This is a genomic window from Lewinella sp. JB7, from assembly GCF_024297185.1.
Classification (GTDB): domain Bacteria; phylum Bacteroidota; class Bacteroidia; order Chitinophagales; family Saprospiraceae; genus Neolewinella.
Genome location: NZ_JANCTD010000012.1, coordinates 1 through 26,656, shown reverse-complemented (window position 1 = coordinate 26,656; position 26,656 = coordinate 1). Strand labels below are relative to the sequence as shown.

Genomic DNA, 26,656 nt, shown 5'->3' with positions numbered 1-26,656 from the left:
TACACTTATAATACCTAAACCAATACTTATGTCAACCTCCCCCCAATTCGGCGAAGTGGTCACTCAGGTGAATAACACCCCCCGCAAAGAAACCATTATTCTCGGTGGCGGATGCTTCTGGTGCGTGGAAGCCGTCTTTCTCGACATCGAGGGCGTCGAAAGCGTCGTCAGTGGATACGCGGGCGGAACGGCGGAAACGGCCAATTACGAAGCCGTCTGCACCAAACGAACCGACCACGTCGAGGTGATCCTGCTTGAATTCGACCCGGAAGTCATCGACCGGAAGGAAATACTGGAAATATTCTTTGCCGCCCACGACCCCACTACCCCCAATCGCCAGGGCAATGACGTCGGGCCCCAGTACCGCAGCGCCGTCTTTTACACCAGCGACGAGCAAAAAGACGCCGCCCAGGAACTGATGGACGAGCTCGTGCCCGACCTATACGGTAAGGCCGCCGTCACCGAACTCATACCCTTTCAGTCCTTCTATCCGGCGGAAGCTTACCACCAGGACTACTACAACAAGGTAGGTGACCGCAACAGCTACTGCAGCTTCGTCATCACCCCCAAGGTCAGCAAGATCCGCAAGAAGTACAGTCACCGCCTTAAATCCCGCGCATGAAACTGTTAGCGAGCTTGCTTGTATTACTCCTTTTTAACGCCGCGGCCGCGGCGCAAAATTCATCCATCATGGATACCACCAGTTACAGTCTCGGCATCGTGCTGAGCCAGAACCTGAAGCAGCAGGGTTTCGACAGCGTCGATGCCTCCAGCCTGGCGAAGGGTTTTGAAGAGGGTCTGAACGGTACGGCGAAAGTCACCCCGGAACAAGCTAATCAGTACATCCAGCAGCATCTGCAAAAAGCGGCGGCGAGCGCAGGAGCCGAGGCTCGCAAGGAGGGCGAAGCTTTCCTGGCAGAAAACGCCAAGCGTCCGGAGGTTCAGGTCACGGATTCCGGCCTGCAGTACGAAGTTCTGAAGGAGGGTTCGGGCGCCAGCCCCACGGCCACCGAAACGGTACGCGTACACTACCACGGTACGCTGATCGACGGAAAAGTATTTGATAGCTCCGTCGAGCGTGGGGAAACCATCGAGTTTCCGCTGAACCGGGTCATACCCGGCTGGACCGAGGGCGTACAATTGATGAAGGAGGGTGCGAAGTACCGCTTCTACATTCCCTACGATCTGGCCTACGGCCCCCAGGGGTCGCCCCCCACGATCCCGCCATACGCCGCACTGATCTTCGACGTCGAATTATTCGAGGTCAAGTAAACGTGCCAACGTACGGCAGTCGAGCAGGCCTTCCGGATCCCCGGAGGGCCTGCTCCATTTTTAGGCTACGGGTTCGACCGGCGGTGCCGTCGAGATCATCTGCTGGAAAAACTCGGCGAGTTCCTGCGTGGCCCCCATCCCGTAGGCGGCGGCGCTTAACATGGTTACCGTGACGACAAACGTTACGACTCTAGCCTGCCGGCGACGCTTGCGATCATTCTTAATGGTGATATAGCTCATATTCGGTGCGAAATTAAGGTCTTGCTGATTTAACGCTTAATATACTGAAGATCATATGCGTTACCGCGCTCGTCACCGCAAATTGGTGATACCCCGGGACGTCGGATTACGGTGCGGGGGCGGTTTTCGAGAAAGCGGTACGAATGGGGCGGGGATGAACTTTTTGCCACTCCCCCGGCTTGCTTAGAAAATTTAACACATGTCCCTGAGCGATACCTACGTTACCCTGAGTCGGGAAATCGCGGCTTCCGGCGCGCGCCTGGTGGCCGTCACCAAGACCCACCCCGTCGAGCGGATCCGCGAACTATACGATCTCGGTCACCGGGATTTCGGCGAGAATCGCGTGTCCGAACTGGTCGAGAAGCAGGCCGCTCTGCCGCAGGACATCAACTGGCACTTCATCGGTCACCTGCAGAGTAAAAAGGCTAAAACGGTGGCTCCGATCGCCCACCTCATTCACTCCGGCGACAGTCTCAAATTATTGCGGGAACTCGACAAACGGGCCGCCGGCAACAGTGTTGACGTTCTGCTGCAGTACCACATCGCACGCGAAGAAAGCAAGTACGGCCTTACGCCGGAAAGCGGGCGGGATCTACTCAACGACGTAGCCCGGGAGCCGCTGCGCAACGTCCGCATCCTGGGCGTCATGGGTATGGCCACCTACACCGACGATCAGGATCAGGTTGCCGAAGAATTCCGCACCCTGCACGAGATCTTCTCGGACCTCAAAGACCGGTACTTCGAGGACGACCCGAAGTTTTCGGAAATCAGTATGGGCATGTCGGGCGATTACCGCCTGGCGCTCGATCAGGGCAGCACGCTGATCCGGATCGGCAGTCTACTGCTCGGCGAACGTCAGTAGCGCCAGGCCAGCAGGCGCGACCGCTTATTGCCCTGCGCCAGCGGCAGCGTCTTCCATTCCCTCGCCCCCACGCGTGCGAGATGACCGACAGCCGGTTTCAGGTAGCCGCCTTTCGACACCAGCGTCGTAAACCACCCAACCCGACCGGCGAAGTCGACACTCTCCTCGACCATAGTTCGCAGGAACCGGGGTTCGCCTCCGGGAGTCCAGAGTTCTTCGTCCGCACCACCGAAACTCAGCCCTCCATCCGCTCGATCCAGCTTTGCCCACTTCTTACCGGCGGCTTTGCGGGCCTCCTGCCGGTTGGTAAAGAAGGGCGGATTACACATGGTGACGTCAAAGCGCTCTTCATCTCCGATCACTCCGGCGAATACGCGCCCGGGATCCGACTGCTCACGCACCTCCACCTTTTTCAGAACCGGATTAAACTTGATCAGTGCCCGCGCGACCTTCACGCTGCGGGCGCTGATGTCCGTCCCCACGAACGACCACCCGTACTCCCCCACCCCCAAAATCGGATAGATCAGGCTCGCGCCCGTCCCGATGTCAAGAACCCGGTTAGTTACCGGATGCAGTTCGTGGAGCGCGTGGATGTAATCCAGTCTGCCGGGGATCGGCGGAGTCAGATTTTCTTGGGGAATATCCCAGTGTTTAAGTCCGTAGTCGCGGAGCAATAATGTACGGTTAAGCAGATACACGGCTCGTGGCTGACTGAAGTCGAGCGACGTGCGCCCGTCGGGGGTCGTGATGAAGTAGGAGTCCAGCTCGGGTTCGAGGGCGCGGAGGGCCACGAAATCATGGGGTTCCCGATAGCGGTTCTTGGGGTGCATAGCAGCGCAAATGTAACCACCGGGTAGTCGCGCGGGACGGCACGAGCCTGCCATACGGCGAACATGACTATTTTGGCGCGCATGGATACCCTCCCCCTATCGCAACTCGCGGCCTTCATCCGGCGCGTTTTCGCCCTCAATCTTCCGGAGGCGGTATGGGTGTCCGCCGAACTGGCTCAGGTGAGTGAATCGCGGGGGCACGTCTGGCTCACCCTGGTCGAGAAAGCGGAAGCATCGGAAGAGATTGCCGCCCAAGTCGACGCCGTCCTGTGGGCGGGCGTGCTTAAAAAGGTGCGGAAGGAACACTCCGCACGCATCATTAACGGTCTGCTGCAAACGGGAATGTCCGTTCGCCTCCGGGTCACGGCATCCTTCCACGAGCGGTTCGGACTGAAACTGGTTGTCGAGGACATCGACCCGGCGCACACCGTCGGTAGTCTGGAGCGCCGTCGGCAGGCCACGCTGGAATCCCTGCACCGCGACGGGCTCCTCGGCCGCAACGCCGACCGGCCCATCCCGGATCTCCCCCTCCGCCTGGCCGTCATCAGCGCCGACACGGCCGCCGGGTGGGCCGACTTCGACCGACAGCTCCGGCATAATCCTTACGGTTTCGTTTTTCGCACGGAGCTCTACTCATCCGCGATGCAGGGCCAACAAACCGTGGAGGAGGTGACCGCGCGGCTCCGCCAGATCGGTCGCCGGCGGGAGGAATACGACGCCATTGCCATCGTGCGGGGCGGGGGCGGTAAAACGGATCTGGCGGCCTTCGACGACGAGAGCCTTTGTCGGGCCGTAGCGGATGCCCCCCTGCCGGTCCTGGCCGGCATCGGACACGAGATCGACGATACCGTTCTCGACCGGGTCGTTCACCGCAGCCTGAAGACACCGACGGCCGTGGCCGTTTACCTCATCGAGCGGCTACTGTACACGGAAGCTCACCTGCTTCATCTGGGCCGGGCAATCACGACCGCTACCGAACATCGGATAAACCAGGAAGCAAATCGGGTGGACCGCCTACACGCCGGTCTTCACCAAACCACCACTGCCACACTGACGACCGCGCACCTGCGCCTCGCCGACTACGAACGAGAAACGCACGCCGCGGCCCGTAGGGCGATCACCGCCGCGGGGGTGCGCTTGACCCACCACGAAGCATTACTGGAAGCCCTGCGCCCGGAAACCACCCTGGCCCGGGGCTACGCGCTGGTGAGCCAGAACGGTCGACTCGTCCTTGACCCCGAAGATGTAAGTAAGGGGCCGGTGGAGGTGCGACTACCACGTGGTAAGCTTACGCTCAGGAAGGAAGATTAATTCCCGAATCCGATCGATTTCTTACCCACTTTGCTGTTGCGGTACAAATCGGCCATCCGGATCCCGGTCACGGCGGCCTCCACGCCCTTGTTTCCATGCTTGCCGCCCGCCCGGTCGAGAGCCTGTTGGTGGGTATTGGGCGTAAGCACGCCGAAAATGCAGGGCTTGCCGGTGGCGATGCTCAGGTTCACCAGTCCCTGACTCACAGCATTGTTGATGTACTCGTCGTGCTTGGTTTCTCCCTTGATCACGCAGCCCAGACAGATGATGGCGTCCAGCTTTTCGCGGCCGGCCAGGATGCGCGCCGCGGCCGGAAGCTCGAAGGTGCCCGGCACCTGGACGGTGTGGATGTTCGTTTCTTTAGCTCCGTGCTTAACGAGCGTTTCGTAACACCCCTCGTACAGGGCGTGGGTGATGTCTTCGTTCCAGTCCGCAACGATCACGCCGAACGTCATCGGCCCGGCATCCGGAAGAGTGCTGTCGTCGTAGGTACTTAGGTTTTTGCGGGCGGAGGCCATAGTTTGTACAGATTTGGGGTGAATACACCGATTCGGAGGAAAGGGTTTGCCGCCGGCTAAAAGGGAAGTTTGTCCACGTCGACGTTACCGCCGGTCAGAATAATTCCGACCTCCTTGTCCGCAAATACCTCCGGGTAGCGAAGCACCGCCGCCAGGGGAACCGCGCAACTGGGTTCTACAATGATTTTCATCCGCTCCCAGATCAGGCGCATGGCGGCCACGATCTCCCGTTCCGAGACGAGGTAAATACGGGGTACGTAGCGGTGAATGACGGCGAAGGTCCGTTCCCCCAGGTTGGTCCGCAGCCCGTCGGCCACCGTTATGTTCGTTTCGTTCAGTTCGATCCGCCCGCTCCGCAGACTTCTCGCGGCATCGTCGACGGCTTCCGGCTCCGTGCCGAATACTTCCGCCTTTACGCTGAAGTAACGCGCCGCCAGGGCCGTTCCCGCCAGCAGTCCGCCTCCCCCGACCGGCGTGAGAATGTAATCCAGCACCGCGCTCGTATCCTCGATAAGCTCCATGGCGGCGGTGGCCTGTCCGGCGATCACTCCGTAGTCATCGAAAGGATGAATGAAGGCCGCTCCGGTGCGCTCCACGACGGAGTCCAGGGCCTGCTGGCGTTCGCGGGGGGTGTTGTTGCAGTAGAATATAGTGGCACCGTAGCCCTCCACGGCCGCGATCTTGACCCGGGGCGCATCGTGGGGCATCACGATGTAGGCCGGCACCCCTAGTTCCTGTGCCGCGCGGGCAACGGCCTGGGCGTGGTTGCCGCTGCTGTGGGTCGCGAGTCCCCGTTCGCGCTGCGCCGGGGTGAATCGCAACGCGGCGCTGGCGCCTCCCCGCATCTTGAAGGCCCCGATCCGCTGAAAATTTTCGCACTTGAAGTACAGGCGTGCGCCGGTCATCGCGTCGATGCTCCGGTTAGTCAGGACCGGGGTGCGGTGCACGAAGGGGTGGATAGCTTCGTGGGTGGCCAGCAGGTCGGCCTGGTTAGGGACGACGTGGAGCGGAGGTAGTTGGAGCATGGTACGGGCTAAGTGAATTTACGGTTTGACGTATTTGCCGTCCGTAAGTTTGAGGACGTAGGCTCCGGTGAAGCCGGCCGCCAGAGCCTGCCGCTGTACCGATTCGGCCTGCGAAAGGGAAGTCAGGCCGTCGATGTAAAAGACGGTCAGGGCACCCCGCACTTCGGTGCGCAACTGCCCCAACGCCCCGGCCTTTTCCCGGTTGACGTTCTCGGGTTTTCCGAAGGCTCCCAGTTGCACGCGGAAGGGCGCGGCGGTGGTAGTGACGGTAGGCGCCGGCGCGGGTGCGGTCTCCGGATCGTCTGCCGGGAGCGGTCCCTGGGTTTCGGCTACTACGAAGCTACCCGGATACCCTAGCTCCCTGGCCCGCCCGGCGGCGGCGGTCGCCGCTTCGCGGGTGGCGAAGGTGCCGAGACGAACCTTATAGCGGCCGTCGGCCGTGACCGTATATACTCGTCCGACCGCGGCGAGCTTACCGAAGGTCGTCAGGTCGGGAGCGGCGGTGACGCTGGCCAACTGAACCGAAAAACCACTGGTTGCGGGGGCGGGGGCGGTTTCCCGGTCGTACGTCTGGGGTGCCGCGACTTCCCCGGCGCCGACCTCGGTCGGCGCAGATGGGGGGGCGGACTGCGCCGGAAGCAACAGAATATTACCGAATAAATCGGGGTTGTTACTGGCGGTCGTGGTAACGGGAAAGGTCATCGGTTCGTAGCCGGCGGCGGCTACGGCAACGTCATACACGGTATTGGGCTGAACGGCGAGGTAGTAGGCCCCTTCCGTATCGGTGCGAATATCGATCGCGGAGCCGTCCTTCCGACTGGTAACCGTGACGGCGGCATCCGCGACGGGTCGGCTGGTCTCGATGTCGGACACGTATCCCCGCACCCGACCGTAGGGCACCGGGGAATTGCGCACGACTCCCTCGGGAACGGTCGCGGTAGGTGCCGTCGTCGTCGTAGTGGCGGCCGCGGGGGCGGGGCCGATCATTTCGAGCTGCACGGCGTAAATGTCCTCTTCGGTGTCGGCGTTTCGGTTGGAAACGACGTAACCGCGCCCGGTCGTGGGTTCGTAGACGAAGCCCATATCGTCGCGCGGACTATTGACCGCGCCCCCGAGGTGAAAGAGGGAGCCGGGGCGACCGCTTTCCATCCCCGCGCGGAATACGTCGTAGGCGCCGAGCCCCTGGTGCCAGTTGCTGGAGAAATACAGGCTGGTCCCGTCGAAGTAGGGGGTAATTTCGTGACCGCGGGTGTTCACCGTGGCGCCGAGATTTTCCGGCGTCGTTTCCCAGTTGTTGTCCACGCGGCGGATACGGTAGAGGTCGTAGCCTCCCCACCCGCCCGGGCGGTCGCTGGCGAAGTAGATCGTGTTGCCGTCGGCGCCGAAACTGCCGAAGCCGGAATTAAAATCGTTGCCGTTCACGGGCAGGGGGCGTACGTTCGTCCACGCGCCGGCTTCGTTCACGTCGGCGATCATCAGGCTGAGGGTGATGCCCGCCTCGGGCACCATCCGCGTACCGGGCGTGAAGTTGTTGCGGCTAAATACGACCTGGGTTGCATCGGGACTGTAGCTCACCGGTCCTACGCTGCCCCCCTCCACTCGGTAGCGGAATACCACGGGGACGGGTGCGGACAAGCTGCCGCCGGCCGCCACCTCCGCCACGTACGGACGGTTGACCGCCACGCCGCTGAAGTCTTCATCGGGACGGGAAGAGTTAAAGACAAACTGACCGGGACGGGGAATCGTCGGGCCGAAGTCGGACGCCGCACTGTTGATACCCAGCGGACGGACGGTGAAGCCCGCGGCTTCGTTCCGTTGCAGAATGGCGAAATCGCAACTGCGGGCGTAGTGATTACCAACGGTGGCATCCGCCTCCCGGGCGTAGGCCAGATAGAGGGGTTGGGCGCGTTCGTATTCTCCGAGTGCCTTGAGGGTGTGGGCGTACGCCAGCAGTGTAGCGGGTTCTACTCTTCGATTGTTCGTGGCTCGTTCGTAGTACAGCCGGGCCGAGTCCAGCTTGTTCAGCATCCGGTACGCATCGCCGAGCCGCGACAAGGTCTCCAGATCGTCGTCGCGGTAGGACAGTGCCCGCTGATAGCTACGGATCGCGAGGTTGTAGGCGTGCAGTTCGAATTCCTTGTCGGCCGTGCGTTTTTCCGTCCGGAATTGAGCGGAAAGCGGCAGGGCGAGACCGCAGGTCAGCAGGACGGCAAGGAGGCGCGGGCAGTACTTCATGATTGCAAAATAGGTCGCCGTAAACATAGCGATTTTATACGCGCTTCCGGGGGGCGGGGACGCGGGAGCCGGGCAAACGAACCAGAGCGTTGCCGATCCGGTAACAACCGTATGCCCCACCCCCTGCCGCCACCGCCGCAACGTGCCATGATCGTTACGCTGCTCGTCCATCCGGAGGACCTCGCTCCCTTCGACGCTCTCCGCCGTCGGTTCTTCCCCGCCCAGCGGAACCACCTATCGGCTCACGTGACCCTCTTTCACCACATTCCACCGGAGCAGCGCGATTCATTCATCCAATTTGCCGAACGGCGATTTACGGACCAACCGCCATTCTCCGTAGAGGTCGGCCAGCCTATATCGCTCGGCGGCGGGGTGGCGTACCCCCTCGATCTGCCGCCCCTCGCCGCCCTGCGAGCGCCGCTCCGCGAGCGATTTGCCGAAGTGCTCACGCCCCAGGACCGACGCCCCTGGCGCCGCCCCCACATAACCGTGCAGAATAAAGTGGACAAAGCAACGGCCGACCGTCTGCTTCGTCATCTCCGACGCCGGTTCCGGCCGCGCCGGATACGGATAACGGGACTGGAATTTCATCGCTACGACGGGGGCCCCTGGACGGGTCTGCACCAGATCCGCTTTGCTCCTTTGCCATAGCCGGCTCCCGCGCTCCGCCGCCCGGCAAACCTTCCGCACGAAACGTCGTTTGAGCGGGTATGGCAGCGAAGAAGGACGAGCGGGCATTCGTGAACCCCATCGACGGCGACAAGGTAGCTTCCGACCCTCACCGGTTGACGTACGGCCACGAACGCGGAGGCGCACCGATTCGGCCCAGCGACCGCGGAAAGGCCACGGGACTGGCGATGCGCGCGATGTACGAACAGACCGATCGCCAGCTCGACCAAATCCGCGCCCAGATTGAGTTGCTCGCCCGTCAGGCTTCCGAGATCAAAAACCGCATGACGGTATCGGAACGCATCTACGCGGCGGAGATGAATATCGACCCCATCGTCTCGCGCACCTACTACCTGTACGAGCGTGACAACGGGACTCACGTGCTGAGTATGGTCAGTCCGGCCGAGTGGGGACCCCGCCCGCCATACCACTACGTCGCTACCGTTCGCCTGCTCGGCGATCATACCTGGGAGGTGATTGAGCGGCGGGAACCGTAGCTTTGTCGAAAACCGACGGCATGAATGTGGACGAAGGCCTAGTATTGCGCCTAGCTGATCTGGCAAAGCTGGCCCTACCGCCCGAACGGGTGGAACGGCTGCGCACCGACCTGGTAAATATCCTCGGCATGGTGGAAAAGCTCAACGAACTCGACCTCGACGACGTAGAGCCCCTCCGCTACGTGACCGAGGTCGAACAGGTCCTGCGGGCCGACCGGGTGGGAGACCACCTCGACCGCGCCACCGCCCTGGCCAACGCGCCCGACAGCGACGGAGAATTTTTTCGGGTTCCCCGGGTCATTTAATGCCGTAAACCTCACCCCCGCCCATGGCTGCCGTTATCGATATCAAATCCCTCACCAAGACCTACATTATGGGTCAGACCCAGGTCCGGGCCCTCCGCGGTATCGACCTGACGATTCAGACCAATGAGTACGTCGCGCTGATGGGCCCATCGGGGTCGGGCAAATCCACCCTCATGAACCTGCTGGGGTGCCTCGATACGCCCACCTCCGGCACTTATCACTTGGACGGACGTGACGTGAGCCAAATGGACGACACCGAGCTGGCCAACATCCGGAATGAAAAGATCGGCTTCGTCTTCCAGACCTTCAACCTGCTGCCTCGGCAGACGACCCTCGAGAACGTGGCCCTTCCACTGGTGTACGCGGGCCTGGGTCGCCGGGAGCGACAGCAGCGCGCCGCCGAAGTACTGGAATCCGTCGGGCTAGGCGACCGCCTCGATCACCGGCCCAACGAACTGAGTGGCGGACAGCGACAGCGGGTGGCCATTGCCCGGGCGCTCGTCAACCGGCCCGCCATCATCCTGGCCGACGAGCCGACGGGCAACCTGGACACGAAAACCTCAATCGAGATCATGGAGATCTTCGAGGAAATCCAGCAGCGGGGGAACACGGTCATCATCGTTACCCACGAGCCGGACATCGCCGATCACGCCCACCGGATCGTGCGTTTGCGCGACGGGGAGACCGAAAGCGACGAGCTCAATCCGCACATCATCCGGGCCAGTGATCCGACCCACCGGTACAATCAGGCCTGACGTACTATCTTTGCCGCCCAGAAAAGTGGGATAGTATATATGAATCAACGTACCATTGCCGGCACCGCCTCCATAAGTGGAGTGGGCCTGCACACCGGTCAGCAAGTAAACCTGACCTTCAAACCCGCCCCCACCGGGCACGGGGTCAAGTTTCAAAGAACCGATCTGGAGGATCAGCCCCTGATGAACGTGGACGTCAACCGGGTCGTGAGCACCGAGCGATCCACCACGCTGGGTGGAGGGTCGGCCACCGTTTCCACCATCGAGCACCTGCTCAGTGCGCTGTGCGGACTGCAGATCGACAACGTGCTCATCGAGATCGACGGCGGCGAGGTCCCCATACTGGATGGTAGCGCCAGCCCCTACGTCGAGGAACTGCAGAAAATCGGGTTCGAAGAGCAGGATACGCCCCGCGACTACTTCATCGTGGAGGAGCCCATCACGTTCCGCGACGAATCCACCGGTTCGGAGATCGTGGCCCTACCCTACGACGGCTTCGAGGTGGTGAGCATGATCGATTTTGACAGCCCGGTCCTCGGGCAACAGTACGCGACCCTACGCGGCTACGAGGACTACGCCGAAGAGATCGCTCCCTGCCGCACCTTCGTATTTCTCCACGAACTGGAGGCCCTCTTCGAGCACGACCTGATCCGGGGGGGCGACCTTACCAACGCGATCGTCATTGCCGACCGCCACGTACCCCAGCCCCGCCTGGACGCGCTGGCCAAAAAGATGGGTAAGGACACCGTAGAGGTGACCGAGCAGGGCATCCTGAACACGCTCGACCTGAAGTTCCACAACGAACCCGCCCGGCACAAACTGCTCGACGTGATCGGGGACATTAGCCTGCTGGGCGTTCCGATCCGCGGACGGATCCTCGCCACCAAGCCCGGCCACCGGGTGAACGTAGCCTTCACTAAGTTACTTAAAAAGGCTTACCTGGATCAGCGCCGGCTGAAGGGGCGTCCGCAGTACAACCCCAACGATGAACCGGTCTACAACGTGGAGCAGATCCTGCAGATCATGCCCCACCGCTACCCCTTCCTGCTCATCGACAAGATCATCGAAAAGGGAGAAAACCACATTGTAGGACTGAAAAACCTGTCCTTCAACGAAGCCTTCTTTCAGGGCCACTTTCCCGGAAATCACGTCATGCCCGGGGTCCTGCAGATCGAGGCCATGGCCCAAACCGGTGGATTGCTGGTCCTTACCCAGCAGGAAGATCCGGGCAACTGGGATACATACTTTCTGAAGATCGAGAACGCCAAGTTCAAAAACTTCGTTGTACCGGGAGATACCGTGCTGTTCAAAATGGAGTTGATCGCGCCCGTTCGTCGGGGCATCTGTCAAATGCGTGGTACGGCCTACGTCGGGAACAAGGTGGTGTCCGAGGCCGACCTGGTCGCCCAGATCGTTCGCCGCAGCTAAACCGAATACGGCCCCCCTTCCTTCAATCTATTTAAACCAATCCATGTCCATTCATTCCCTGAGCGTCGTTCATCCCAACGCGAAAATAGGAGCCGGTGTAAGCATTGGACCCTTCACTACCGTCGAGGAAGACGTCGAAATCGGGGAAGGCAGTGAGATCGGACCGAACGTAACGATCTACGGCGGGGCCCGCATCGGTAAGAACGTCCGGATATTCCCCGGTGCCGTGATTGCCGCAATTCCGCAGGACCTGAAGTTCCGGGGAGAATACACCACGGCCGAGATCGGTGACGGCACCACCATACGGGAATACGTGACCATCAACCGGGGCACGGCGGCGGCCGGCACGACCCGGGTGGGCAGCAACTGCCTGCTGATGGCCTACGCCCACGTCGCCCACGACTGCATTTTGGGAGACTCGATCGTCATCGCCAATAACGTCAATCTGGCCGGTCACGTCGTGCTCGAGGACTACGTCATTATCGAGGGCCAGGTCGGCGTACAGCAGTTCGTACGCATCGGTCGTCACAGTTTCATCGCGGGCGGCAGCCTGGTACGCAAGAGCGTACCTCCCTACATCCGGGCCGCGCGCGAGCCCCTGAGTTACATCGGCGTCAACCGCATCGGACTACAACGCCGGGGTTTTACGATCGACCAGATTAATGCGATTCACGAGATTTACCGCATCCTGTACGTAAAGGGACTTAACATCACCAATGCCGTAACGGAGATCGAAGCTTCCGTGCCGGTTTCCGACGAGCGCGACGAGGTCATCAGCTTCATCGGGGCTACGGAGAAAACGGGCATCGTCCGTAGTTTTCAGGCACTGGACAATGGCAACTGAGGCTACCGATTTACGCATTGAGCTGCGGGAAGTTTCCAAAAAATTCGGGCGGGAGTGGGTCCTCCGGAAGATCAACGCTACCTATACTTCCGGTACGGTTTACGGTGTCCGGGGCCGCAATGGTTCCGGCAAGTCGACGCTTTTACGTCTGCTCGCCGGGCAACTCAGTCCGAGCCGCGGCGCGGTGGTACACACGCTGGCCGGCGAGCCGGTTTCCACGGCCGACGTTTACCGTTACGTCAGCTGGACGGGTCCCTACCTGGAAATGGTAGAAGAGCTCACGATCATCGAGTTGCTTCGCTTCCACTTCACCCTTAAATCCGCGGTTGACGGACTGCGTCCCCGCGACATTTGTCGACGCATCGAACTCGACAAATTTCGCGACCGGCCGCTATCGGACTGTTCGTCGGGGATGCGACAGCGCGTGATGTTAGCTACCGGCCTGTACGCGGACACTCCCCTACTCCTGCTGGATGAGCCTACCGTGACCCTCGACCGCCCCGCCGCCGATTGGTTTTTTGGTGAGCTTGCGCGCTTCGGCCCGAACCGACTGACCATCATTGCCAGCAACGATCCCCGGGATCTGGTGTCGTGCGCGACCGTTACCGACCTGTAGGGGCCGCACGTCCCCGAACAAATTCGGATATTACCACTGCCTTACCGGTGAAACCTTCACATGCTGTTCAGCTACGCCGAAAAGAATACACCCTTCATCCTGAGCCCGGAGACCCTGGACTGGCACCTTGCGCGTGGCTGGTACCGTATGGGGTCCACCATATTCACCACCCACTTTCTCTTCTTTAAAAATCGTCCCTACTCCGCGCTGTGGGTACGGATCGACCTGCGCGGATTCACCTTCTCCCGTAGCCAGCGAAAGTTACTGCGTAAGAACCGCCAGCTCTTCGACGCTAAGGTGGGTCCCCGCGTTATCGATGAGGAGCACGAGGATCTCTATGACCTGTACGCCGAGGATTTTGACGGGCGGCTCTCCCCCACCATCGCGGACAGCCTGGAGGATTACGACGGTGACGTGGTCTTCAACACCTGGGAAGTATCGGTCCGTGAGCGGGTCAGCGGCAAACTGGTGGCCAGCAGTTACTTCGACCTCGGCAACGAATCCGCGGCCAGTATCCTGGGCATCTTCGATCCAAAGTTGCGATCGTTCAGCCTGGGGTACTATACCATGCTGCTGGAAATGGAATACTGCCTGAGCCGGGGTATTCGCTACTACTACCCGGGATACGTGGTCCCCGGATACGCGCGCTTCGACTACAAGTTGCGACTAGGGCCGGCGCAGTACTTCGACATTCGAACCGATAACTGGCTTCCCTACCGCGATCTCGACCCTCTGCTGGAGGGGCCGGTGGAAGCCCAGGTGCACGCGCTACGGACTTTCGTGGACGTATTTAACCGCCGGGGCAACAAGGTGGAGCTGAAAGTCTACCCCCTGTTCGAAGCCGGGCTGTACGACATCTGGAACGACGATTACTTCCCCTACCCCTACCTGGTGCCGCTGACCGGTTTCATCGAGAAGGAAATTTTCGTGGTGGCGTATGATCCCAAGGACCGTAACTACTTCGTCCTCGAGTGCCGTCACATGGTGCAAACGCAGTTGCTGTTCAACGCGGAGTACCTCAAGACCTTCCGGGCCGAGGGATTCATCACGGAACTGCTGGCGGTGCGTCGACTGATGTTACGCTCCGCGTCGGCGGAATACGTCGCGGAAGCCTGCGCCGTTCTGCGGCAGGCACGATGATTTCCTGACGGTTACACCTTAGGCATTTCCGGCATCTGACACTCCTCGTCGGGCGATTTGCCGCAGACGTCGCATTTGCCGATCTTGTTTTTCAGCATGGGATTGTTGCTGGCGCAAGTGCCCCGAAACTCACTGCCGGTAACGATGTGCCGGATATTGATGAGCAGGAAGCTCAGTCCAAAGACGGCGAAGATGACGGCAAAGAGGGTGAGAAAGCTCATGGGGTCGTATTTGTAGGGTCAAAGGTAAAACGACGCGGCCACTCCCTTGGTTGTACACGAAAAGAGGGTCCGAACTTTCGATCAGACCCTCCGGAAAAACACCTAAAACCCATATTCAGATTGAGAGACCCGTGATATCTTGGTGGCGGTCCTGCGACCCACGCGTCTTTGTGACGTGTTCCACCCGATAAGGTCACCTCATATTATTCGTTTGATTAGTCGGAGAATCATTACTCGTTCGACCGTGCACTGCAGAACGAATACATACGTATTCATCCGTCAGTAGCGATTTGACAACCGGGCAATAATTCCCTATCACAATAGAATTATTGGTTATGTCACGTAAGATAAAGGCAGCGAACCTTTGGAAGCAAGCCTGGAATCTGATTTTTGCTGGTCTTAACACTCCCGGTCATCCCTTCGGAACACCGAGCGTAGCCACCTGCGGATCCGACGGGGTTCCGAGGCAACGTACCCTCGTACTACGTAACGCCGACCGGGCTTCCGGTAGTCTACGCGCCTATACCGATAACAGATCGATCAAAATGACTCACCTCGCACACGCCCCCCGGGTAGCGAGTTGGCTCTTCTGGGATCCGGAATCGCGGATCCAGTTGACCGCATCCGGCCCTACGCTGGCGGTGCCCCGTACGGAGGAGCAGGCTATCTTCCAGTCCCTTCCGAAACACTCCCGCCGGGCCTACGCCACCGAGCTTCCCCCCGGAACTCCGACTTCGCAAGCGCAATGCGGTCTGCCGGCCACCTGGGATGCGCTTAGTCTGGAGGAGACCGATTACGGTGAGGCCAATTTCCGCGTACTGGAAACCCGGATCCACCGGGCCGAGGTACTGCAACTGGACCGAGACGGAAACGTCCGCCTCGTCGCACACCGGTCGCGCGACGACTGGGCCCTCCAGTGGGTCGTTCCCTAGTGGGTCATCCGGCGGCAGCGGGCGTGCCAGTCCTGTCCCGCCAGTTCCTCGACGGGAGGCATTGCCCCCAGCGTCATGAGTTCGTTCACGGCGGCCACGTCCGCATCGCGCTTTACGCCCAGACAGGCCTGAACGTGGCGGTCCTTGATGTAAAAAGCTAAGAAAGGCCCTTCCCCGGGCGTACCGTCGAATATGATGCGATCGAAGTCGTTGCCGTGGCCGACGTAGCGGAAGTTCGTCCCCTGCTGGTTCGTCCAGAAGAAGGGGACCATATGGTAGGGTTCGGGCTTGCCGGCCATGTTTCTGCCGGCGATTCTACCCTGCTGAGCGGCCACCTTCCAGTGTTCGATGCGCACCATGCCCTCTCGATCGGGATAGGTAGCCAGATCGCCGGCCGCCCAGGCGTTTTTTCCGTGCAGCGCCAGGTGACCGTCGACCTCCAGGCTGCCGTCTTTACGGAAGGCGATACCCTGAAGGTAGTCGGTAGCCGGCTTGACTCCGATGCCGACCACTACCACGTCCGCGTCCAATATTGTCCCGTTGTCCAGTACTACCGCCGACACCTTGCCGTTCCCCCGAAGGGCGTGCACTTCGCTCTTCATGCGGAACTTCACGCCGGCCTCCTCGTGTAACCGGCGAATGTACCGCCCCACCGCCGCGCCGAATATGCGTTCGAAGAGGATTCCTACCCGGGTCACGACGGTAACCTGCCCACCTCGCTTACCGAGGCTCATGGCCGTCTCCAGTCCGATAAAGCTTCCACCGACGACCACTACCCTACTCCCTTTCGTCGTGGCGTTCCGGGCACGCAGGGCATCGTCGGCCTTGCGCAGGGTAAATACGCCATCCAGGGTACTCCCCGGCACGTTCAGGGTGCGCGGGGTACCGCCCGTAGCGAGTAGCACGCGCTCGTAGTTCAGGGTACGGCCGTCGGACAGGCCCACTTGCCTGGCTTTCAGGTCAAGTCGTTGCACCCGCGTCCCCGCCAGAAAAGTAACACCGAGGTCCCGGTAAAATTCCGCGGAACGCAGGGGGAGTTTTTCGGCCGGCATATCCTGTTCAAGGAAGGCCTTGCTCACTTTTGTGCGGTCGTAAGGCGGTAATTCCTCGGCGCTGACCAGCAGCAGGCTGCCGTCGGGGTCTTCGGCGCGGATGGCTTCCACGGCGTACGCTCCGGCGGCCCCGCCACCCACGACCAGATAGTCGACCAATTGTCCGTCAGCTAGCTCCGGCCATTCGTGAGACGCCCGGGGAGAAGACTCGTTCGTGATCACCGGCGCTTCGCTGACCAGGATCTGATCCCCGTCAAGGTCGACGGCGAAGCGGGCAATCCCGTCCATGCCAGGCGCTTCGATCTGTTCGCCGGTCCGCAGATCGAAACAGGCATGATGCCAGGGGCAGCGTACGCGGTGCGCGCACAACGCTCCATCCGTAAGGGGTGCTCCGTAGTGACTGCACTTGTTCTCGACGGCGAACACCTCACCGTCCACGTTGGCGAGCAGCACGTCGTACTCCCCCACCTTCACCTGATGCATGTGACCCCGGGGGAGTTGGGAAAGGGAGAATACCGGGGTCATAGGCGCGTATTTTGCTATTAAAACCGTGCCCCCGGTATTGGTTCACACGACCTCTACGAGCGGTCCGTCGCCACCGTCGGCCATGACTCCAAAGCTGTGCACGGGATGATCCAGACCGGCACACAGCTTGCGAAACTCATCCGCGGCTTCCGGAGCCAAGGCAACCAGTAGTCCTCCGCTGGTTTGCGGATCGGCCAGGAGCCACTTTTGCCGATCATCCGTAAGCGCGATCCGGTCGCCGTAGCTGGCGAAGTTCCGTTTCGTGCCGCCGGGAATGCAGCCCTCCGCGAGGTAATGGTCGAGGATGCCGGTGTCGATGAGGGGTACATCCGCCATACGCACGCGGGCGGTGGTGGAACTGGCGGTGCACATCTCGCTGAGGTGTCCGAGCAGGCCGAAGCCCGTCACGTCCGTCATCGCGTGAACGTAGTCGTGGACCGCCAGGTGGGGGCCGATCTTATTGAGGCGCACCATCTGTTCGGTAGCGAGGTGAGCGTCGGTGGGTCGCAGCAGCTTCTTTTTCTGGGCGGTGGAAAGGATTCCGACGCCGAGGGGCTTGGTCAGGAAGAGCAGATCACCCGGTTGGGCGCCGCCGTTATTCTTGAGGTGACGGATATCTACCCGACCGTTGACGGCCAGTCCGAAGATCGGCTCGGGGCTGTCGATGCTGTGACCGCCCGCCAGGGGGATGCCCGCCTCCGCGCAGGCCTGCCGACCGCCCTCCACGACCAGTCCGGCTACCTCGGGGGGTAATTTGTCGACCGGCCAACCCAGGATCGCGATGGCCATCATGGGGGTGCCGCCCATCGCGTAGACATCACTGATGGCATTCGTGGCGGCGATGCGCCCAAAGGTGAGCGGATCGTCGACGATGGGCATAAAAAAGTCGGTGGTACTGATGACGGCGGTGCCGTCTCCCAGATCGTACACGGCCGCGTCGTCGCGTTCGGCGTTGCCGACCAGTAAGCGGGGAAAGGACTCCCCCGGTGCCGTCTGTGCCAGGATGCGATCCAGGACGGCGGGCGCGATCTTGCAACCGCAACCCGCCCCGTGGGAAAATTCGGTCAGACGCACCATCTAAAACAGCATCAGGCTGGGATCCCGTTTGCCGGCACGACGGTTCTTGCCCTTGGTGCGCTCGGCCAGTTTAACGGCGGTATAGGCGTTGGCCAGACCACCGGTCGCGGAAAGCTCCGAGAACTTTACCCGCTCATCGTCCGAACCGGGCTTGATCACCTCGAGGTTGACCGGCAGGGCGCTCTCCTCAATGATCTCCTTAACCTGCTTGGCCTTCAGATCGGGAAAGTAACTCCGGACCAGGGCGGCGATACCGGCGACCATCGGCGCGGCCATGGAGGTACCGTCGAACTTGGCGTACTGGTCGTCGGGGATGGTGGAGTATATCTGCGCGCCGGGCGCGAATACGTCGACGTACTTCTTGTTGTAGTTCGAGAATCCGGCGGCCAGTCCTTCGCCGTACTCGCTGCTGGCGGCGCCGACTTCGATCCAGGTCTTACCGCTCTTTTTCTTACCCTGGTAGGTGTCGTTGGGGAAGTTGTTGCTCAGCGTCAGGAGCTTACCGTCGTTGCCGGCGGCGTGCACCATCAGCACGTCGTGCTTTTCGGCGTACTTCATGGCGGCGTCGACTTCCTTCTTGTAGGGACTGATGCCCTTACCGAAGCTCATATTGATCACTTTGGCGCCATTATCCACCGCGTAGCGGATGGCATTGGCTACGTCCTTGTCCCGCTCGTCGCCGTTGGGTACGGTACGTACGCTCATGATGCGCACGTGATCGCCGCCGACGCCGTTGACGCCCAGTTGATTACCGCGTACCCCGGCAATGATGCCCGCCACGTGGGTACCGTGGGCGGCATCGGGTCCTTCCACGTCGTTGTTCCCGTAGTAGCGCTGGTCGAGGTTGTCGGGATTATCGCCGACGATGTCGCGGGCGTCGAACTCCTTATTGTAGTTATACTTCAGTTGGCTGTCGAAGTAGTCGGTAGCTCCTTCAAGCTGGTCGTAGAGCTCGGCGAAGGTGCCTCCGTTAGCGGTAGCGTTGGCTACAATATTCTTGACGATGAGGGCGGTCTGATCGTCGCTTTTGTAGTCCGCGATGTCACGGGCGGTCACCTCATTGGCGGATTTGCCCATTTCGTTGAGCATCTGATCCACGGCATCCTTGATCATGGCGTACTGCTGGGCGGAGGGCCCGAGTTCGGCTTCCTTGGCTTCAATTTCCTCCTTATACTCCACGTAGCGGTCGTACTCGGCGCGTTCCTTTTTATCCAGGCCGTCCCGGTTGCGGTTGTTGTACTTGGCGTGCAGCTTGTTGTACATCCGCACGACCTCGAGATTTTCGTAATTGACGTTGCGTCCGTCAGCGCCGCCGATAAAGTTCCAGCCGTGGATGTCATCGACGTAGCCGTTGCGGTCGTCGTCGATGCCGTTGCCGGGGATTTCGCCGGGATTGGTCCAGATGACGTCCTTCAGGTCCTCGTGCTCGATGTCTACGCCGGAATCGATGACGGCTACGATGACGGGCTTCGCTTGCTTGCCTTCCAGATAGTTGTGCGCCTTGGCGGCGCTTACGCCGGGAAAGGAATTCTCCGTACGGTCCAATTCCCACCAGTTGTCGGGGGCGGCGGTTCCCTGGGCACCGAGTCCGAGGGAGCACACGAGGGCAAGTAAAACGAAAAGCTGTTTCATCATTTGGTTATTTTGGCGCAAGGTAAACACTCCGTCCCCGTCCGATGGTTTTTGGCAGCGGCGCGCGGGAGCCGGCGTTACCCGAAATGCCAAGCTAACGGGTGAGCCGCGGCTGTGGTGGTTAGGGGAAGGTTAAAGTGGGGGTGGGTGACCAGTGCTCCCAAAGCCTTAAGAATTCGACGGTTGGTCGAGGCGAAAGAGCAACTGCCTATAACCTAGTCCGTAGATAGACATAGAAATTATCGCAACAGAGATCCTTACTTCTAAGCGTAGAAGTCTGTACCAACATGAGCTACAGAGCTATCCATTAGATCACTCACCAATCGCAGTTTTCAAAATGATTAGACTTTCGGCATTCACTGGGCTGCTTCTACTTAAGGGAACCGCGCGACTTGCGTATGCCTTCCATTGGACTGAATTTCAGAAAGTTCGTATGTTGCGGCGTGCCACAAGAATTTAGACATCAAGTCCTGGCCGTGCAGCACAAAATATTTCGCAACACCAAACGTTTGCCGGGGGGAGGTTCGACCGTTCTGGATCCTCACCACCCGGTGATAAGAATCTGGTGTCGGCGTAGTTTTATAGAATGGCAATTAGGGTCTAAGTTTTCTCGGTACGGATACTTAACTCCTATTTTTCGAAGGGTTTCTATGGGTTCTATGCTTATCCGGACAATTTCAGTTGGATGATGGTAACAAGTTGCGGGGTTCCGACTCTTATTAGATTTGAGCGTATTCCATCTAATCATTGCCATAATCTCCCACTTGTTCACGGCCAATCCAAAGGTTTCTTCGCTAAGGGTCCAATAGTGAGCGAAGCGGAGGCTTCGATAAGCGGAATGCCTCTAAGGGTTCCGTATCGACTTCAGCTACTTGCATGCATTCTCACTCATGCATTGGACGCTGCACTGGCAATGAAGAACAACCGACAGTGGTAGAATTATCCTCGTGAACGTCTACCTTGCATCGATTCAAAGGGTCCGGTTCGCAATTCGACCCACTCTAATTACAACCAACAAATGAATAAATTTACTTCCCTCTATACATGCTCAACCGTAGACGGTGATCTAGTAAGAATGAATCTTAAAGCATCCGACTTTGAATAATTCCCTTAAAAACTTCATCTTCTTTAACTCTTCTCGGCACCGGTTACGCCAGGAGAACATGGACTTTGCGGCATCCATACCCAATGGGGCGTTAGTACTCGATGCGGGAGCTGGAAGTCAACCGTACCGGGATTTACTTGGTCATACAAAGTATGAGTCTGCAGACTTTGAAGCGGTTGACAAGAATTATGTCCGTTCTACTTACATCTGTGATTTGAAAGACATACCGGTGGAAGACGAACGTTTCGACTATATCTTATTTAATCAGGTTATGGAGCATTTGCCGGAGCCAGGTCGTGTTCTCAGGGAACTTAACCGCGTTATCAAGCCTGGTGGAAAGATCATTTATACCGGCCCGCTCTTTTACGAAGAGCACGAGATCCCGTATGACTTTTTTCGATATACTCAATTTGGATTAAGGAAGCTGTTCACCGAGGAGGGGTTCGAGATCGACCGATTAGACTGGCTGGAGGGTTATTTTGGTACGAGCGCCTACCAATTAAATCGGATGGCCCTATACCTACCTGTGAAGCCTAGCAACATCGCCAGGGGAATCAAAGGCTACATATTAGCACCGATCTTATTATTGGTGAAAGTTTTCGGAATGATATTCTCCATCTTTTTTCACCGCTTGGAACTAGAATTAAAATATACTCAAAAGGGATATCCAAAAAACTACGTCGCTATCCTGGTAAAAAAGAAGTAGTTCGAACTTTTAAATCTATTTGAGAAGGGCCTGGGATTGAGAGCGTGTCTAAATTTCAGGGATTAAATCCAGCCGTTGCCGAAAGAACCATCTGTATGTTGGCTACGAGAACGAAGCCAGCGGAATTTTCTACCGTTCGCTCGTAATCCTTGACGACTCTGCGGTACCAAATCCACCAGGCGAAGGTCCTTTCGACTACTCAACGTTGAGCTTCGACTACAAAACGCCACTGGGCAGTATCACGTATCGGACACTCAAAAAACTCGGTCTAATCGGGTCATGGTTTGAGCAAACTGCCCGGTATAGGCACTATTGGCCAGTCGCTTGCTTACGCGCGGCAATTGTCCGGTAAAGTCCGGGTAGATTAAGTCCAGCCCCGCCACCCCATTACGCACATTGGCGGCATGCACCTTTCCGCGTCAGATCCTGCCCCGGGTGTCGGTCAGGATGCTCCGCTTACGTCCATTGACCCATTTGCCTCCATCGGTGCCCCGGTCTTGACCGATTTGGGGTAAGAACCGAATACTCTGTGCATCAACCAGTATCAGGCTGGAAGTGGATTCCCGCTCTGGCAAAATATATGACCTCGGCAAAATTGGACCACGAGCAAAGTTGAAAACTTACCTTGAAACATGAAGTGATCGAGAAGAAAATTTACCCCTGCCTTCAAGGCAAAAGTGGCGATTGAAGCCTTGAAAGAAAGAAAAACGCTTGCCGAGCTGGCGGAGAAATTCGAGCTGCACCCCAACCAGATCAGTTAGTGGAAACAGTAGTTCATCGCCGGTTCCGAGCAGGTCTTCGAGACCGGTAAGGGCAAGACGGCTTCCGGATCTGATGCGGTCTCCGGCAACGAAGCCGAGCTGCAACAGCTCTACGCCAAGATTGGTCAGCTGCAGATTGAACGCGACTTTCTAAAAAAACTTAGCCAGATGGGATCACCTGAAGTAAGGCGATCCGGGCTGGAGGCCCAGGCTAGCCTGTCTATCCGCCGGCAGTGCGACTTGCTTTCAGTAAGCCGCGGCAGCGTCTACTATAAGCCTAAGGGTGAGAACGAGCAAACCTGGCGATAATGCGGCTGATGGACGCCCACATTCTGGAGGAACCCACGGCGGGCGTACTGACCATGCAGTCGATGCTCGGGGATTGAGGGTACCACGCGGGCTCCGTCGAACGGGTGCGCATATTAATGCGAAAGGCCTGTATTCGCGCCATTTACCCACGCAGGCACCTAACGGTACTGGGGCAGACAAAGTACGTTCACCCTTACCTGCTACATGACGTGGAGATCCACCGACCGGGGCAGGTATGGGCGATCGACATCACCTATGTCCCGATACAGAAAGGCTTCTGAGTACCTCACGGCGATCATCGACGTGTACTCCCGCTACATCGTAGGCTGGGGCCTAGCCAATACCCTGGCGGCGGAAGCCAGCCTAGGAGTGGTTCGCCAGGCGGTGACCGAGCACGGTGCGCCCGAAATCCTGAACTGCGGCGACCAGGGTTGCCAGTTTACCTGCTCGGAGTACGTAACCTATCTTCGTGAGCAGGGCATAGCGATCAGCATGGACGGTAAGGGCAGGGCCCTAGACAACATCTACATCGAGCGCTTCTGGCGCACGATTAATTATCAGCACATCTTCCTGAACCCAGCTAACGACGGCCGGCAGTTGTACCGGGGAATCGAGAAATGGCTGCATCGCTACCACCACCGGGATCACCTGGGAATCGACCGAATAAAACCTATCCAGCGGTACCGAAAGGCCGCCTAACTTTCACCTAACTAACTGGGCTTCGTGGTCTGAAAACCCGAGGTATTATAGAGTGCGCCCACGGAATCGGGGCATGCTTCATTCGAAGGTACTGACTTTAACTACACCGATGAGGGGGCGGCGCGGCGGCATGGACCGAAACCGACCAACGGGAGCTTTCGATTCAGTGGCGACGGGACGCTCCCGGGCATCCATAGTACCCGCCAACCGCGCCACGCACCCGGCCCCGGTTGACGCTGGGTGCGGTGTTGGGCGAATTCTTCTTTTCACTTACTTGATCGAGTAGTTTACCCCTGCTCCACGTCCAAATTTTTCCAGGATGTCTCGAGATACCATGTCCGCAATAATCCTCTTTGCCGTTGGCTTAGGTATCGATAAATCCTTTGACACTTGCCCCGATTTACAGCCAGGATTAATCGCAATGTACGTGTATACTTGTTTCTCTTTCGGAGACATTGAACCCTTCACGTCTGATCGTTCTAACTTGCGCGATAGTTTATCCTGCACATTAATTAGCGAAGTAAGAAAGTAGGATATCCATTCTGTAATGTCTTCTCCAGGTCGCTGCGCTTGACAATGCCTTAAACTCCGATAGTAAGCGTTCTTCGATTCCTCTATTTCATGCTCAAAGCTTACATATTGTATCCAGCTATAGCCGTGACTCAGCAGACTCAATGTCGTTAGTAATCGGCTGAGTCTCCCGTTTCCGTCTTGAAATGGGTGGATGCTCAAAAATTCATAAGCCAGTACGGCTGATTTCACCAATGCATGTACCTCAGTATCCTGATTGTACCAGCTGATCAGGGATCGCATTTGATCTTCAGTTGGGTAGCCAGGGGGAGTAGTCTCAAAAATAATTTGTCGACTCCCGTCCGGGAAATTAGCCTCCACGGCATTACTGTGTTGTTTGTAGTTACCGCGGTGCCAAACATCTTTTGGGTTGTACTTCATCAACACATTGTGCAAACTCTTTATACTCGATTCAGAAATTCTAAGTTCATTCCAACCGTCTATAATTATGTCCAGGCTAGCAAAATAACCAGCCACCTCCTGCTTGTCGCGGTCTTCTAATTTAGAGACATCGAGCTCCTTTAAAAAATCCTGTACTTCGGCATCACTCATTTTTGACCCCTCGATCCTAGTGGACGCACCAACACTCTTGATCGTGGCCATCGTTCTCAACTGCGCTAGACTAGCCCCTTCTCTTTTTTCAATGGTTGACCAAGAGGCGTCGAATCGATCAATTTGACTGATGATTCTAATCAACTCCCAACCGAGAGAAACTGAAAAATTGTAAACTGTCGTTTTCATGAGGCAAACATAGCAAACCAAAGACAAATGATCCGGTTTGATCCAGTTATGGCCACTTTTGATCCGGTTTTACCTCCCCGGTCGTTAAGTAGCCTATCTACTAATGTATGGTAAGGCTGACCGTGGCATGTGTCATTCTCTAGCGTTGTCATGCTAATCTGCCTGCTGTGTGGGCATGTGTGTACCGCAGACAGTGGTAACACTTCTCCATAGAGATATGGTAACACTTTCTATTTATTCAAAAGTAACCAATTTTATCCTGTCCCCGCTGTGCTCCCCGCGCCCCGGAGGCCGTAGGCCGGAAGGGCGCGGGGAGCACAGCGGCCTATTTTCTCTTGCGGGCCTCCCAGTCCCGATACTTCTCCGGCATGTCCCGGGACGAGATCAGCCGGTAGTAGTTTTCCTTGATTACCTCTTCCCCCTCCCGAAAAAATCCCAGACATACCTCCCGATAATAGAATTCGTGGCATCGCTCCCCTATCGGTTTGTGGGCGATGTACTTACCCGCTAATGCTCGCGTAATCGTCACCCATTCGTAGCTACCCCACCGGATGCAGCCCGTAGCGTAGACTTTACGCACTTTCATCTCGCGGGGATAATCATAGGGGCGGACCCGCTCTTCGTAGACCGTACCAGAACGCTCATACACCGAACTCGGGGTGCGCAAATCCAGTCCTTCGTGTGGTCGTACCGTATTGTAGTCAGACCGGAACTGACCGAAGCGCCGACTCTGTACCCGCAAATCAATTGCCGCGGGACTGAAACACTCCCTTTCCAGTTCCCGGTGCATCCGCTCGTGTTTCCCGTTCTGGGTCGGACAGCCTGGATCGCTCAGCAGATGATGAATCCCGTGGTCGATCAGAAAGTAGGAGAATCTACCGTGACCGCACGGACTCTGAGCACTGCTGAAAACACTACCGTTATCCGTTAGCACATGCTCCGGCTGGCCATACTCCCGAAACAAGGCGCGAAAGGCGGCGATCACGTCTTGTTGACTCTCTCGGTAAGCGGCCGCTATCTTCATGATGTGGCGGCTATAGTTATCACAGATCGTGAGTGGATAGCACTTGCGGCCATTGCCCAGCAGGCGATAACCTTTATAGTCGGCCGACCAGATCTCGTTACTGCGATCGGTCTCGAAGCGGGGACGGGAGGGCTCCAGCGGACGGGGCCTTTTCTTTCGGGCAACGATCAACCCCTCACGACGTAAAATCTTGTGGATCGTCGTTTCGCACGGTACCCGACTGGCGGAAAAATCCCAGAGTAACTTTGCCCATATCTTGCGAGCGCCCCACTTCTTTTGCTGCAGGCTATCTCCTCCCTGTCTCCAGTAGCGAATCCGAGCAATAACTTCCTCATCCGTGGAGCCCGGACTGTGGTGCGGACGCTTCGACCGGGGTAGGTGAAAAGTGACCGGATCTTCCTCCCATCTCTGTCTCAGGGCATAGCCTGTTTTACGACTGATCCCATACTTACCGCAAAGCTCCGTCATGCTGAAGTCTCCGGTCACTAGCTCATTGATGAAGGCAATTTTCTCATTCATTTCCGTGGTAGTTTTCCATCCCATGGCTTCGGTTTTTTAAAGCCAATTTCGGGAGTGAAAAATGTTACCCATCTCTATGCAGAACTGTTACCTATGTCTATGGACCGTACAAGTTGTGTACCAAAGACCTGGGTAACAGAAGTCAACCCACCTGGGTAACACTTTTTAAAATTACGATTATTATCCTTGTTTTTCCTTTCCTGCGCCCGGGGCCTGGCTTCCTGGAGGCCGTAGGC

The 26,656-nt window shown here is 58.2% G+C and carries 28 protein-coding genes; 16 read left to right on the top strand and 12 right to left on the bottom strand.

Features of this window, described 5'->3' with window-relative positions; genetic code table 11:
• Positions 1 to 28: 28 nt before the first annotated feature.
• Both msrA and NMA52_RS17495 read left to right on the top strand, forming a co-directional pair.
• The gene (gene msrA, locus NMA52_RS17500; protein ID WP_254829003.1) at positions 29 to 622 is read left to right on the top strand and encodes a peptide-methionine (S)-S-oxide reductase MsrA; all 594 of its coding nucleotides are present in this window, start codon (positions 29 to 31) and stop codon (positions 620 to 622) included.
• Positions 623 to 690: 68 nt separating this feature from the next.
• The gene (locus NMA52_RS17495; protein ID WP_254829002.1) at positions 691 to 1,272 is read left to right on the top strand and encodes an FKBP-type peptidyl-prolyl cis-trans isomerase; all 582 of its coding nucleotides are present in this window, start codon (positions 691 to 693) and stop codon (positions 1,270 to 1,272) included.
• A gap of 60 nt (positions 1,273 to 1,332) precedes the next feature.
• Here the strand turns inward: NMA52_RS17495 and NMA52_RS17490 are convergent, their stop codons facing one another.
• A complete protein-coding gene (locus tag NMA52_RS17490; protein ID WP_254829001.1) occupies positions 1,333 to 1,512 on the bottom strand; it encodes a hypothetical protein in 180 nt (59 codons plus the stop codon).
• 199 nt (positions 1,513 to 1,711) lie between these two features.
• On the opposite strand from NMA52_RS17490, the gene NMA52_RS17485 reads away from it, so the two are divergent.
• On the top strand, positions 1,712 to 2,374 hold the full coding sequence (locus NMA52_RS17485; protein WP_254829000.1) for a YggS family pyridoxal phosphate-dependent enzyme: 663 nt from the start codon (positions 1,712 to 1,714) through the stop codon (positions 2,372 to 2,374).
• On the opposite strand, the gene rlmF is transcribed toward NMA52_RS17485, so the two are convergent.
• Positions 2,368 to 3,204, bottom strand: a complete 837-nt coding sequence (gene rlmF, locus NMA52_RS17480; RefSeq protein ID WP_254828999.1) for a 23S rRNA (adenine(1618)-N(6))-methyltransferase RlmF — start codon at positions 3,202 to 3,204, stop codon at positions 2,368 to 2,370. The genes NMA52_RS17485 and rlmF overlap by 7 nt on opposite strands.
• 81 nt (positions 3,205 to 3,285) lie before the next feature.
• Here rlmF and xseA point away from each other — a divergent pair, with 81 nt between their 5' ends.
• A complete protein-coding gene (gene xseA / locus NMA52_RS17475) occupies positions 3,286 to 4,515 on the top strand; it encodes an exodeoxyribonuclease VII large subunit (protein ID WP_254828998.1) in 1,230 nt (409 codons plus the stop codon).
• Here xseA and ribH read toward each other — a convergent pair.
• The 3 genes from ribH to NMA52_RS17460 are packed head-to-tail and all read right to left on the bottom strand — an operon-like array spanning position 4,512 to position 8,293.
• Positions 4,512 to 5,033, bottom strand: coding sequence for a 6,7-dimethyl-8-ribityllumazine synthase (gene ribH / locus NMA52_RS17470; protein WP_254828997.1), 522 nt, complete (start codon positions 5,031 to 5,033; stop codon positions 4,512 to 4,514). The genes xseA and ribH overlap by 4 nt on opposite strands.
• A gap of 56 nt (positions 5,034 to 5,089) precedes the next feature.
• Complete coding sequence (locus NMA52_RS17465) at positions 5,090 to 6,058, bottom strand: threonine/serine dehydratase (RefSeq protein ID WP_254828996.1); 969 nt, start codon at positions 6,056 to 6,058, stop codon at positions 5,090 to 5,092.
• Positions 6,059 to 6,076: 18 nt separating this feature from the next.
• Positions 6,077 to 8,293: an SPOR domain-containing protein gene (locus tag NMA52_RS17460; protein ID WP_254828995.1), complete on the bottom strand. Its 2,217-nt coding sequence runs from the start codon at positions 8,291 to 8,293 to the stop codon at positions 6,077 to 6,079.
• A 111-nt stretch (positions 8,294 to 8,404) separates the two neighbouring features.
• Between NMA52_RS17460 and NMA52_RS17455 the strand changes: the two genes are divergently transcribed.
• From NMA52_RS17455 to NMA52_RS17420, 8 genes are read left to right on the top strand one after another with little or no spacing between them, the layout of a single operon-like run.
• Positions 8,405 to 8,944: a 2'-5' RNA ligase family protein gene (locus NMA52_RS17455; protein ID WP_254828994.1), complete on the top strand. Its 540-nt coding sequence runs from the start codon at positions 8,405 to 8,407 to the stop codon at positions 8,942 to 8,944.
• A gap of 59 nt (positions 8,945 to 9,003) precedes the next feature.
• Complete coding sequence (locus NMA52_RS17450) at positions 9,004 to 9,459, top strand: DUF2452 domain-containing protein (protein ID WP_254828993.1); 456 nt, start codon at positions 9,004 to 9,006, stop codon at positions 9,457 to 9,459.
• A 20-nt stretch (positions 9,460 to 9,479) separates the two neighbouring features.
• Positions 9,480 to 9,764 carry an Asp-tRNA(Asn)/Glu-tRNA(Gln) amidotransferase subunit GatC gene (gene gatC, locus NMA52_RS17445; RefSeq protein ID WP_254828992.1) on the top strand — a complete coding sequence of 95 codons (285 nt, stop codon included), beginning with the start codon at positions 9,480 to 9,482 and terminating at the stop codon, positions 9,762 to 9,764.
• A gap of 23 nt (positions 9,765 to 9,787) precedes the next feature.
• The gene (locus NMA52_RS17440; protein ID WP_254828991.1) at positions 9,788 to 10,519 is read left to right on the top strand and encodes an ABC transporter ATP-binding protein; all 732 of its coding nucleotides are present in this window, start codon (positions 9,788 to 9,790) and stop codon (positions 10,517 to 10,519) included.
• 39 nt (positions 10,520 to 10,558) lie between these two features.
• Positions 10,559 to 11,947 carry a bifunctional UDP-3-O-[3-hydroxymyristoyl] N-acetylglucosamine deacetylase/3-hydroxyacyl-ACP dehydratase gene (locus NMA52_RS17435; protein WP_254828990.1) on the top strand — a complete coding sequence of 463 codons (1,389 nt, stop codon included), beginning with the start codon at positions 10,559 to 10,561 and terminating at the stop codon, positions 11,945 to 11,947.
• Positions 11,948 to 11,990: 43 nt separating this feature from the next.
• Entirely contained in the window at positions 11,991 to 12,791 is an 801-nt protein-coding gene (lpxA, locus tag NMA52_RS17430; RefSeq protein WP_254828989.1) for an acyl-ACP--UDP-N-acetylglucosamine O-acyltransferase, read from the top strand.
• Positions 12,781 to 13,407, top strand: coding sequence for an ATP-binding cassette domain-containing protein (locus NMA52_RS17425; protein ID WP_254828988.1), 627 nt, complete (start codon positions 12,781 to 12,783; stop codon positions 13,405 to 13,407). The genes lpxA and NMA52_RS17425 overlap by 11 nt, the downstream gene beginning before the upstream one ends.
• A gap of 60 nt (positions 13,408 to 13,467) precedes the next feature.
• Complete coding sequence (locus tag NMA52_RS17420; RefSeq protein WP_254828987.1) at positions 13,468 to 14,547, top strand: GNAT family N-acetyltransferase; 1,080 nt, start codon at positions 13,468 to 13,470, stop codon at positions 14,545 to 14,547.
• Positions 14,548 to 14,558: 11 nt separating this feature from the next.
• Here the strand turns inward: NMA52_RS17420 and NMA52_RS17415 are convergent, their stop codons facing one another.
• Positions 14,559 to 14,768 carry a hypothetical protein gene (locus NMA52_RS17415; RefSeq protein WP_254828986.1) on the bottom strand — a complete coding sequence of 70 codons (210 nt, stop codon included), beginning with the start codon at positions 14,766 to 14,768 and terminating at the stop codon, positions 14,559 to 14,561.
• A gap of 335 nt (positions 14,769 to 15,103) precedes the next feature.
• Here NMA52_RS17415 and NMA52_RS17410 point away from each other — a divergent pair, with 335 nt between their 5' ends.
• Entirely contained in the window at positions 15,104 to 15,700 is a 597-nt protein-coding gene (locus tag NMA52_RS17410) for a pyridoxamine 5'-phosphate oxidase family protein (protein WP_254828985.1), read from the top strand.
• Here the strand turns inward: NMA52_RS17410 and NMA52_RS17405 are convergent.
• From NMA52_RS17405 to NMA52_RS17395, 3 genes are read right to left on the bottom strand one after another with little or no spacing between them, the layout of a single operon-like run.
• Entirely contained in the window at positions 15,697 to 17,277 is a 1,581-nt protein-coding gene (locus NMA52_RS17405) for an apoptosis inducing factor family protein (protein WP_254828984.1), read from the bottom strand. The genes NMA52_RS17410 and NMA52_RS17405 overlap by 4 nt on opposite strands.
• Before the next feature lie 42 nt (positions 17,278 to 17,319).
• Positions 17,320 to 18,354, bottom strand: coding sequence for a selenide, water dikinase SelD (selD, locus tag NMA52_RS17400; protein ID WP_254828983.1), 1,035 nt, complete (start codon positions 18,352 to 18,354; stop codon positions 17,320 to 17,322).
• Positions 18,355 to 19,989: a S8 family peptidase gene (locus tag NMA52_RS17395; protein ID WP_254828982.1), complete on the bottom strand. Its 1,635-nt coding sequence runs from the start codon at positions 19,987 to 19,989 to the stop codon at positions 18,355 to 18,357.
• Positions 19,990 to 21,083: 1,094 nt separating this feature from the next.
• On the opposite strand from NMA52_RS17395, the gene NMA52_RS17390 reads away from it, so the two are divergent.
• On the top strand, positions 21,084 to 21,797 hold the full coding sequence (locus tag NMA52_RS17390) for a bifunctional 2-polyprenyl-6-hydroxyphenol methylase/3-demethylubiquinol 3-O-methyltransferase UbiG (protein WP_254828981.1): 714 nt from the start codon (positions 21,084 to 21,086) through the stop codon (positions 21,795 to 21,797).
• Between the two features lie 419 nt (positions 21,798 to 22,216).
• Here NMA52_RS17390 and NMA52_RS19280 read toward each other — a convergent pair whose 3' ends face one another.
• Complete coding sequence (locus tag NMA52_RS19280) at positions 22,217 to 22,372, bottom strand: transposase (RefSeq protein ID WP_371930986.1); 156 nt, start codon at positions 22,370 to 22,372, stop codon at positions 22,217 to 22,219.
• Between the two features lie 102 nt (positions 22,373 to 22,474).
• Between NMA52_RS19280 and NMA52_RS19275 the strand changes: the two genes are divergently transcribed.
• Together NMA52_RS19275 and NMA52_RS17380 are read left to right on the top strand one after the other, a co-directional pair.
• Positions 22,475 to 22,558 (top strand): hypothetical protein, encoded by an 84-nt coding sequence (locus tag NMA52_RS19275; RefSeq protein ID WP_371930987.1) that lies wholly within the window; start codon positions 22,475 to 22,477, stop codon positions 22,556 to 22,558.
• Positions 22,559 to 23,122: 564 nt separating this feature from the next.
• Complete coding sequence (locus NMA52_RS17380; RefSeq protein WP_254828979.1) at positions 23,123 to 23,566, top strand: DDE-type integrase/transposase/recombinase; 444 nt, start codon at positions 23,123 to 23,125, stop codon at positions 23,564 to 23,566.
• Positions 23,567 to 23,836: 270 nt separating this feature from the next.
• Here NMA52_RS17380 and NMA52_RS17375 read toward each other — a convergent pair whose 3' ends face one another.
• Together NMA52_RS17375 and NMA52_RS17370 are read right to left on the bottom strand one after the other, a co-directional pair.
• The gene (locus NMA52_RS17375) at positions 23,837 to 24,877 is read right to left on the bottom strand and encodes a Fic family protein (protein WP_254828978.1); all 1,041 of its coding nucleotides are present in this window, start codon (positions 24,875 to 24,877) and stop codon (positions 23,837 to 23,839) included.
• A gap of 325 nt (positions 24,878 to 25,202) precedes the next feature.
• Entirely contained in the window at positions 25,203 to 26,420 is a 1,218-nt protein-coding gene (locus NMA52_RS17370; RefSeq protein ID WP_254828977.1) for a DDE-type integrase/transposase/recombinase, read from the bottom strand.
• Positions 26,421 to 26,656: the final 236 nt, after the last annotated feature.

Bases quoted from the DNA above. Each gene is read 5' to 3' on its own strand.
- selD (WP_254828983.1), bottom strand. From the start codon at position 18,354: ATGGTGCGTCTGACCGAATTTTCCCACGGGGCGGGTTGCGGTTGCAAG.
- lpxA (WP_254828989.1), top strand. From the start codon at position 11,991: ATGTCCATTCATTCCCTGAGCGTCGTTCATCCCAACGCGAAAATAGGA.
- NMA52_RS17490 (WP_254829001.1), bottom strand. From the start codon at position 1,512: ATGAGCTATATCACCATTAAGAATGATCGCAAGCGTCGCCGGCAGGCT.
- ribH (WP_254828997.1), bottom strand. From the start codon at position 5,033: ATGGCCTCCGCCCGCAAAAACCTAAGTACCTACGACGACAGCACTCTT.
- NMA52_RS17380 (WP_254828979.1), top strand. From the start codon at position 23,123: ATGTCCCGATACAGAAAGGCTTCTGAGTACCTCACGGCGATCATCGAC.
- NMA52_RS17420 (WP_254828987.1), top strand. From the start codon at position 13,468: ATGCTGTTCAGCTACGCCGAAAAGAATACACCCTTCATCCTGAGCCCG.
- NMA52_RS17465 (WP_254828996.1), bottom strand. From the start codon at position 6,058: ATGCTCCAACTACCTCCGCTCCACGTCGTCCCTAACCAGGCCGACCTG.
- NMA52_RS17425 (WP_254828988.1), top strand. From the start codon at position 12,781: ATGGCAACTGAGGCTACCGATTTACGCATTGAGCTGCGGGAAGTTTCC.
- gatC (WP_254828992.1), top strand. From the start codon at position 9,480: ATGAATGTGGACGAAGGCCTAGTATTGCGCCTAGCTGATCTGGCAAAG.
- NMA52_RS17415 (WP_254828986.1), bottom strand. From the start codon at position 14,768: ATGAGCTTTCTCACCCTCTTTGCCGTCATCTTCGCCGTCTTTGGACTG.
- msrA (WP_254829003.1), top strand. From the start codon at position 29: ATGTCAACCTCCCCCCAATTCGGCGAAGTGGTCACTCAGGTGAATAAC.
- NMA52_RS17455 (WP_254828994.1), top strand. From the start codon at position 8,405: ATGCCCCACCCCCTGCCGCCACCGCCGCAACGTGCCATGATCGTTACG.
- NMA52_RS17450 (WP_254828993.1), top strand. From the start codon at position 9,004: ATGGCAGCGAAGAAGGACGAGCGGGCATTCGTGAACCCCATCGACGGC.
- NMA52_RS17405 (WP_254828984.1), bottom strand. From the start codon at position 17,277: ATGACCCCGGTATTCTCCCTTTCCCAACTCCCCCGGGGTCACATGCAT.
- rlmF (WP_254828999.1), bottom strand. From the start codon at position 3,204: ATGCACCCCAAGAACCGCTATCGGGAACCCCATGATTTCGTGGCCCTC.
- NMA52_RS17395 (WP_254828982.1), bottom strand. From the start codon at position 19,989: ATGATGAAACAGCTTTTCGTTTTACTTGCCCTCGTGTGCTCCCTCGGA.
- NMA52_RS17375 (WP_254828978.1), bottom strand. From the start codon at position 24,877: ATGAAAACGACAGTTTACAATTTTTCAGTTTCTCTCGGTTGGGAGTTG.
- xseA (WP_254828998.1), top strand. From the start codon at position 3,286: ATGGATACCCTCCCCCTATCGCAACTCGCGGCCTTCATCCGGCGCGTT.
- NMA52_RS17485 (WP_254829000.1), top strand. From the start codon at position 1,712: ATGTCCCTGAGCGATACCTACGTTACCCTGAGTCGGGAAATCGCGGCT.
- NMA52_RS17495 (WP_254829002.1), top strand. From the start codon at position 691: ATGGATACCACCAGTTACAGTCTCGGCATCGTGCTGAGCCAGAACCTG.
- NMA52_RS17435 (WP_254828990.1), top strand. From the start codon at position 10,559: ATGAATCAACGTACCATTGCCGGCACCGCCTCCATAAGTGGAGTGGGC.
- NMA52_RS17370 (WP_254828977.1), bottom strand. From the start codon at position 26,420: ATGAATGAGAAAATTGCCTTCATCAATGAGCTAGTGACCGGAGACTTC.
- NMA52_RS17410 (WP_254828985.1), top strand. From the start codon at position 15,104: ATGTCACGTAAGATAAAGGCAGCGAACCTTTGGAAGCAAGCCTGGAAT.
- NMA52_RS17440 (WP_254828991.1), top strand. From the start codon at position 9,788: ATGGCTGCCGTTATCGATATCAAATCCCTCACCAAGACCTACATTATG.
- NMA52_RS17460 (WP_254828995.1), bottom strand. From the start codon at position 8,293: ATGAAGTACTGCCCGCGCCTCCTTGCCGTCCTGCTGACCTGCGGTCTC.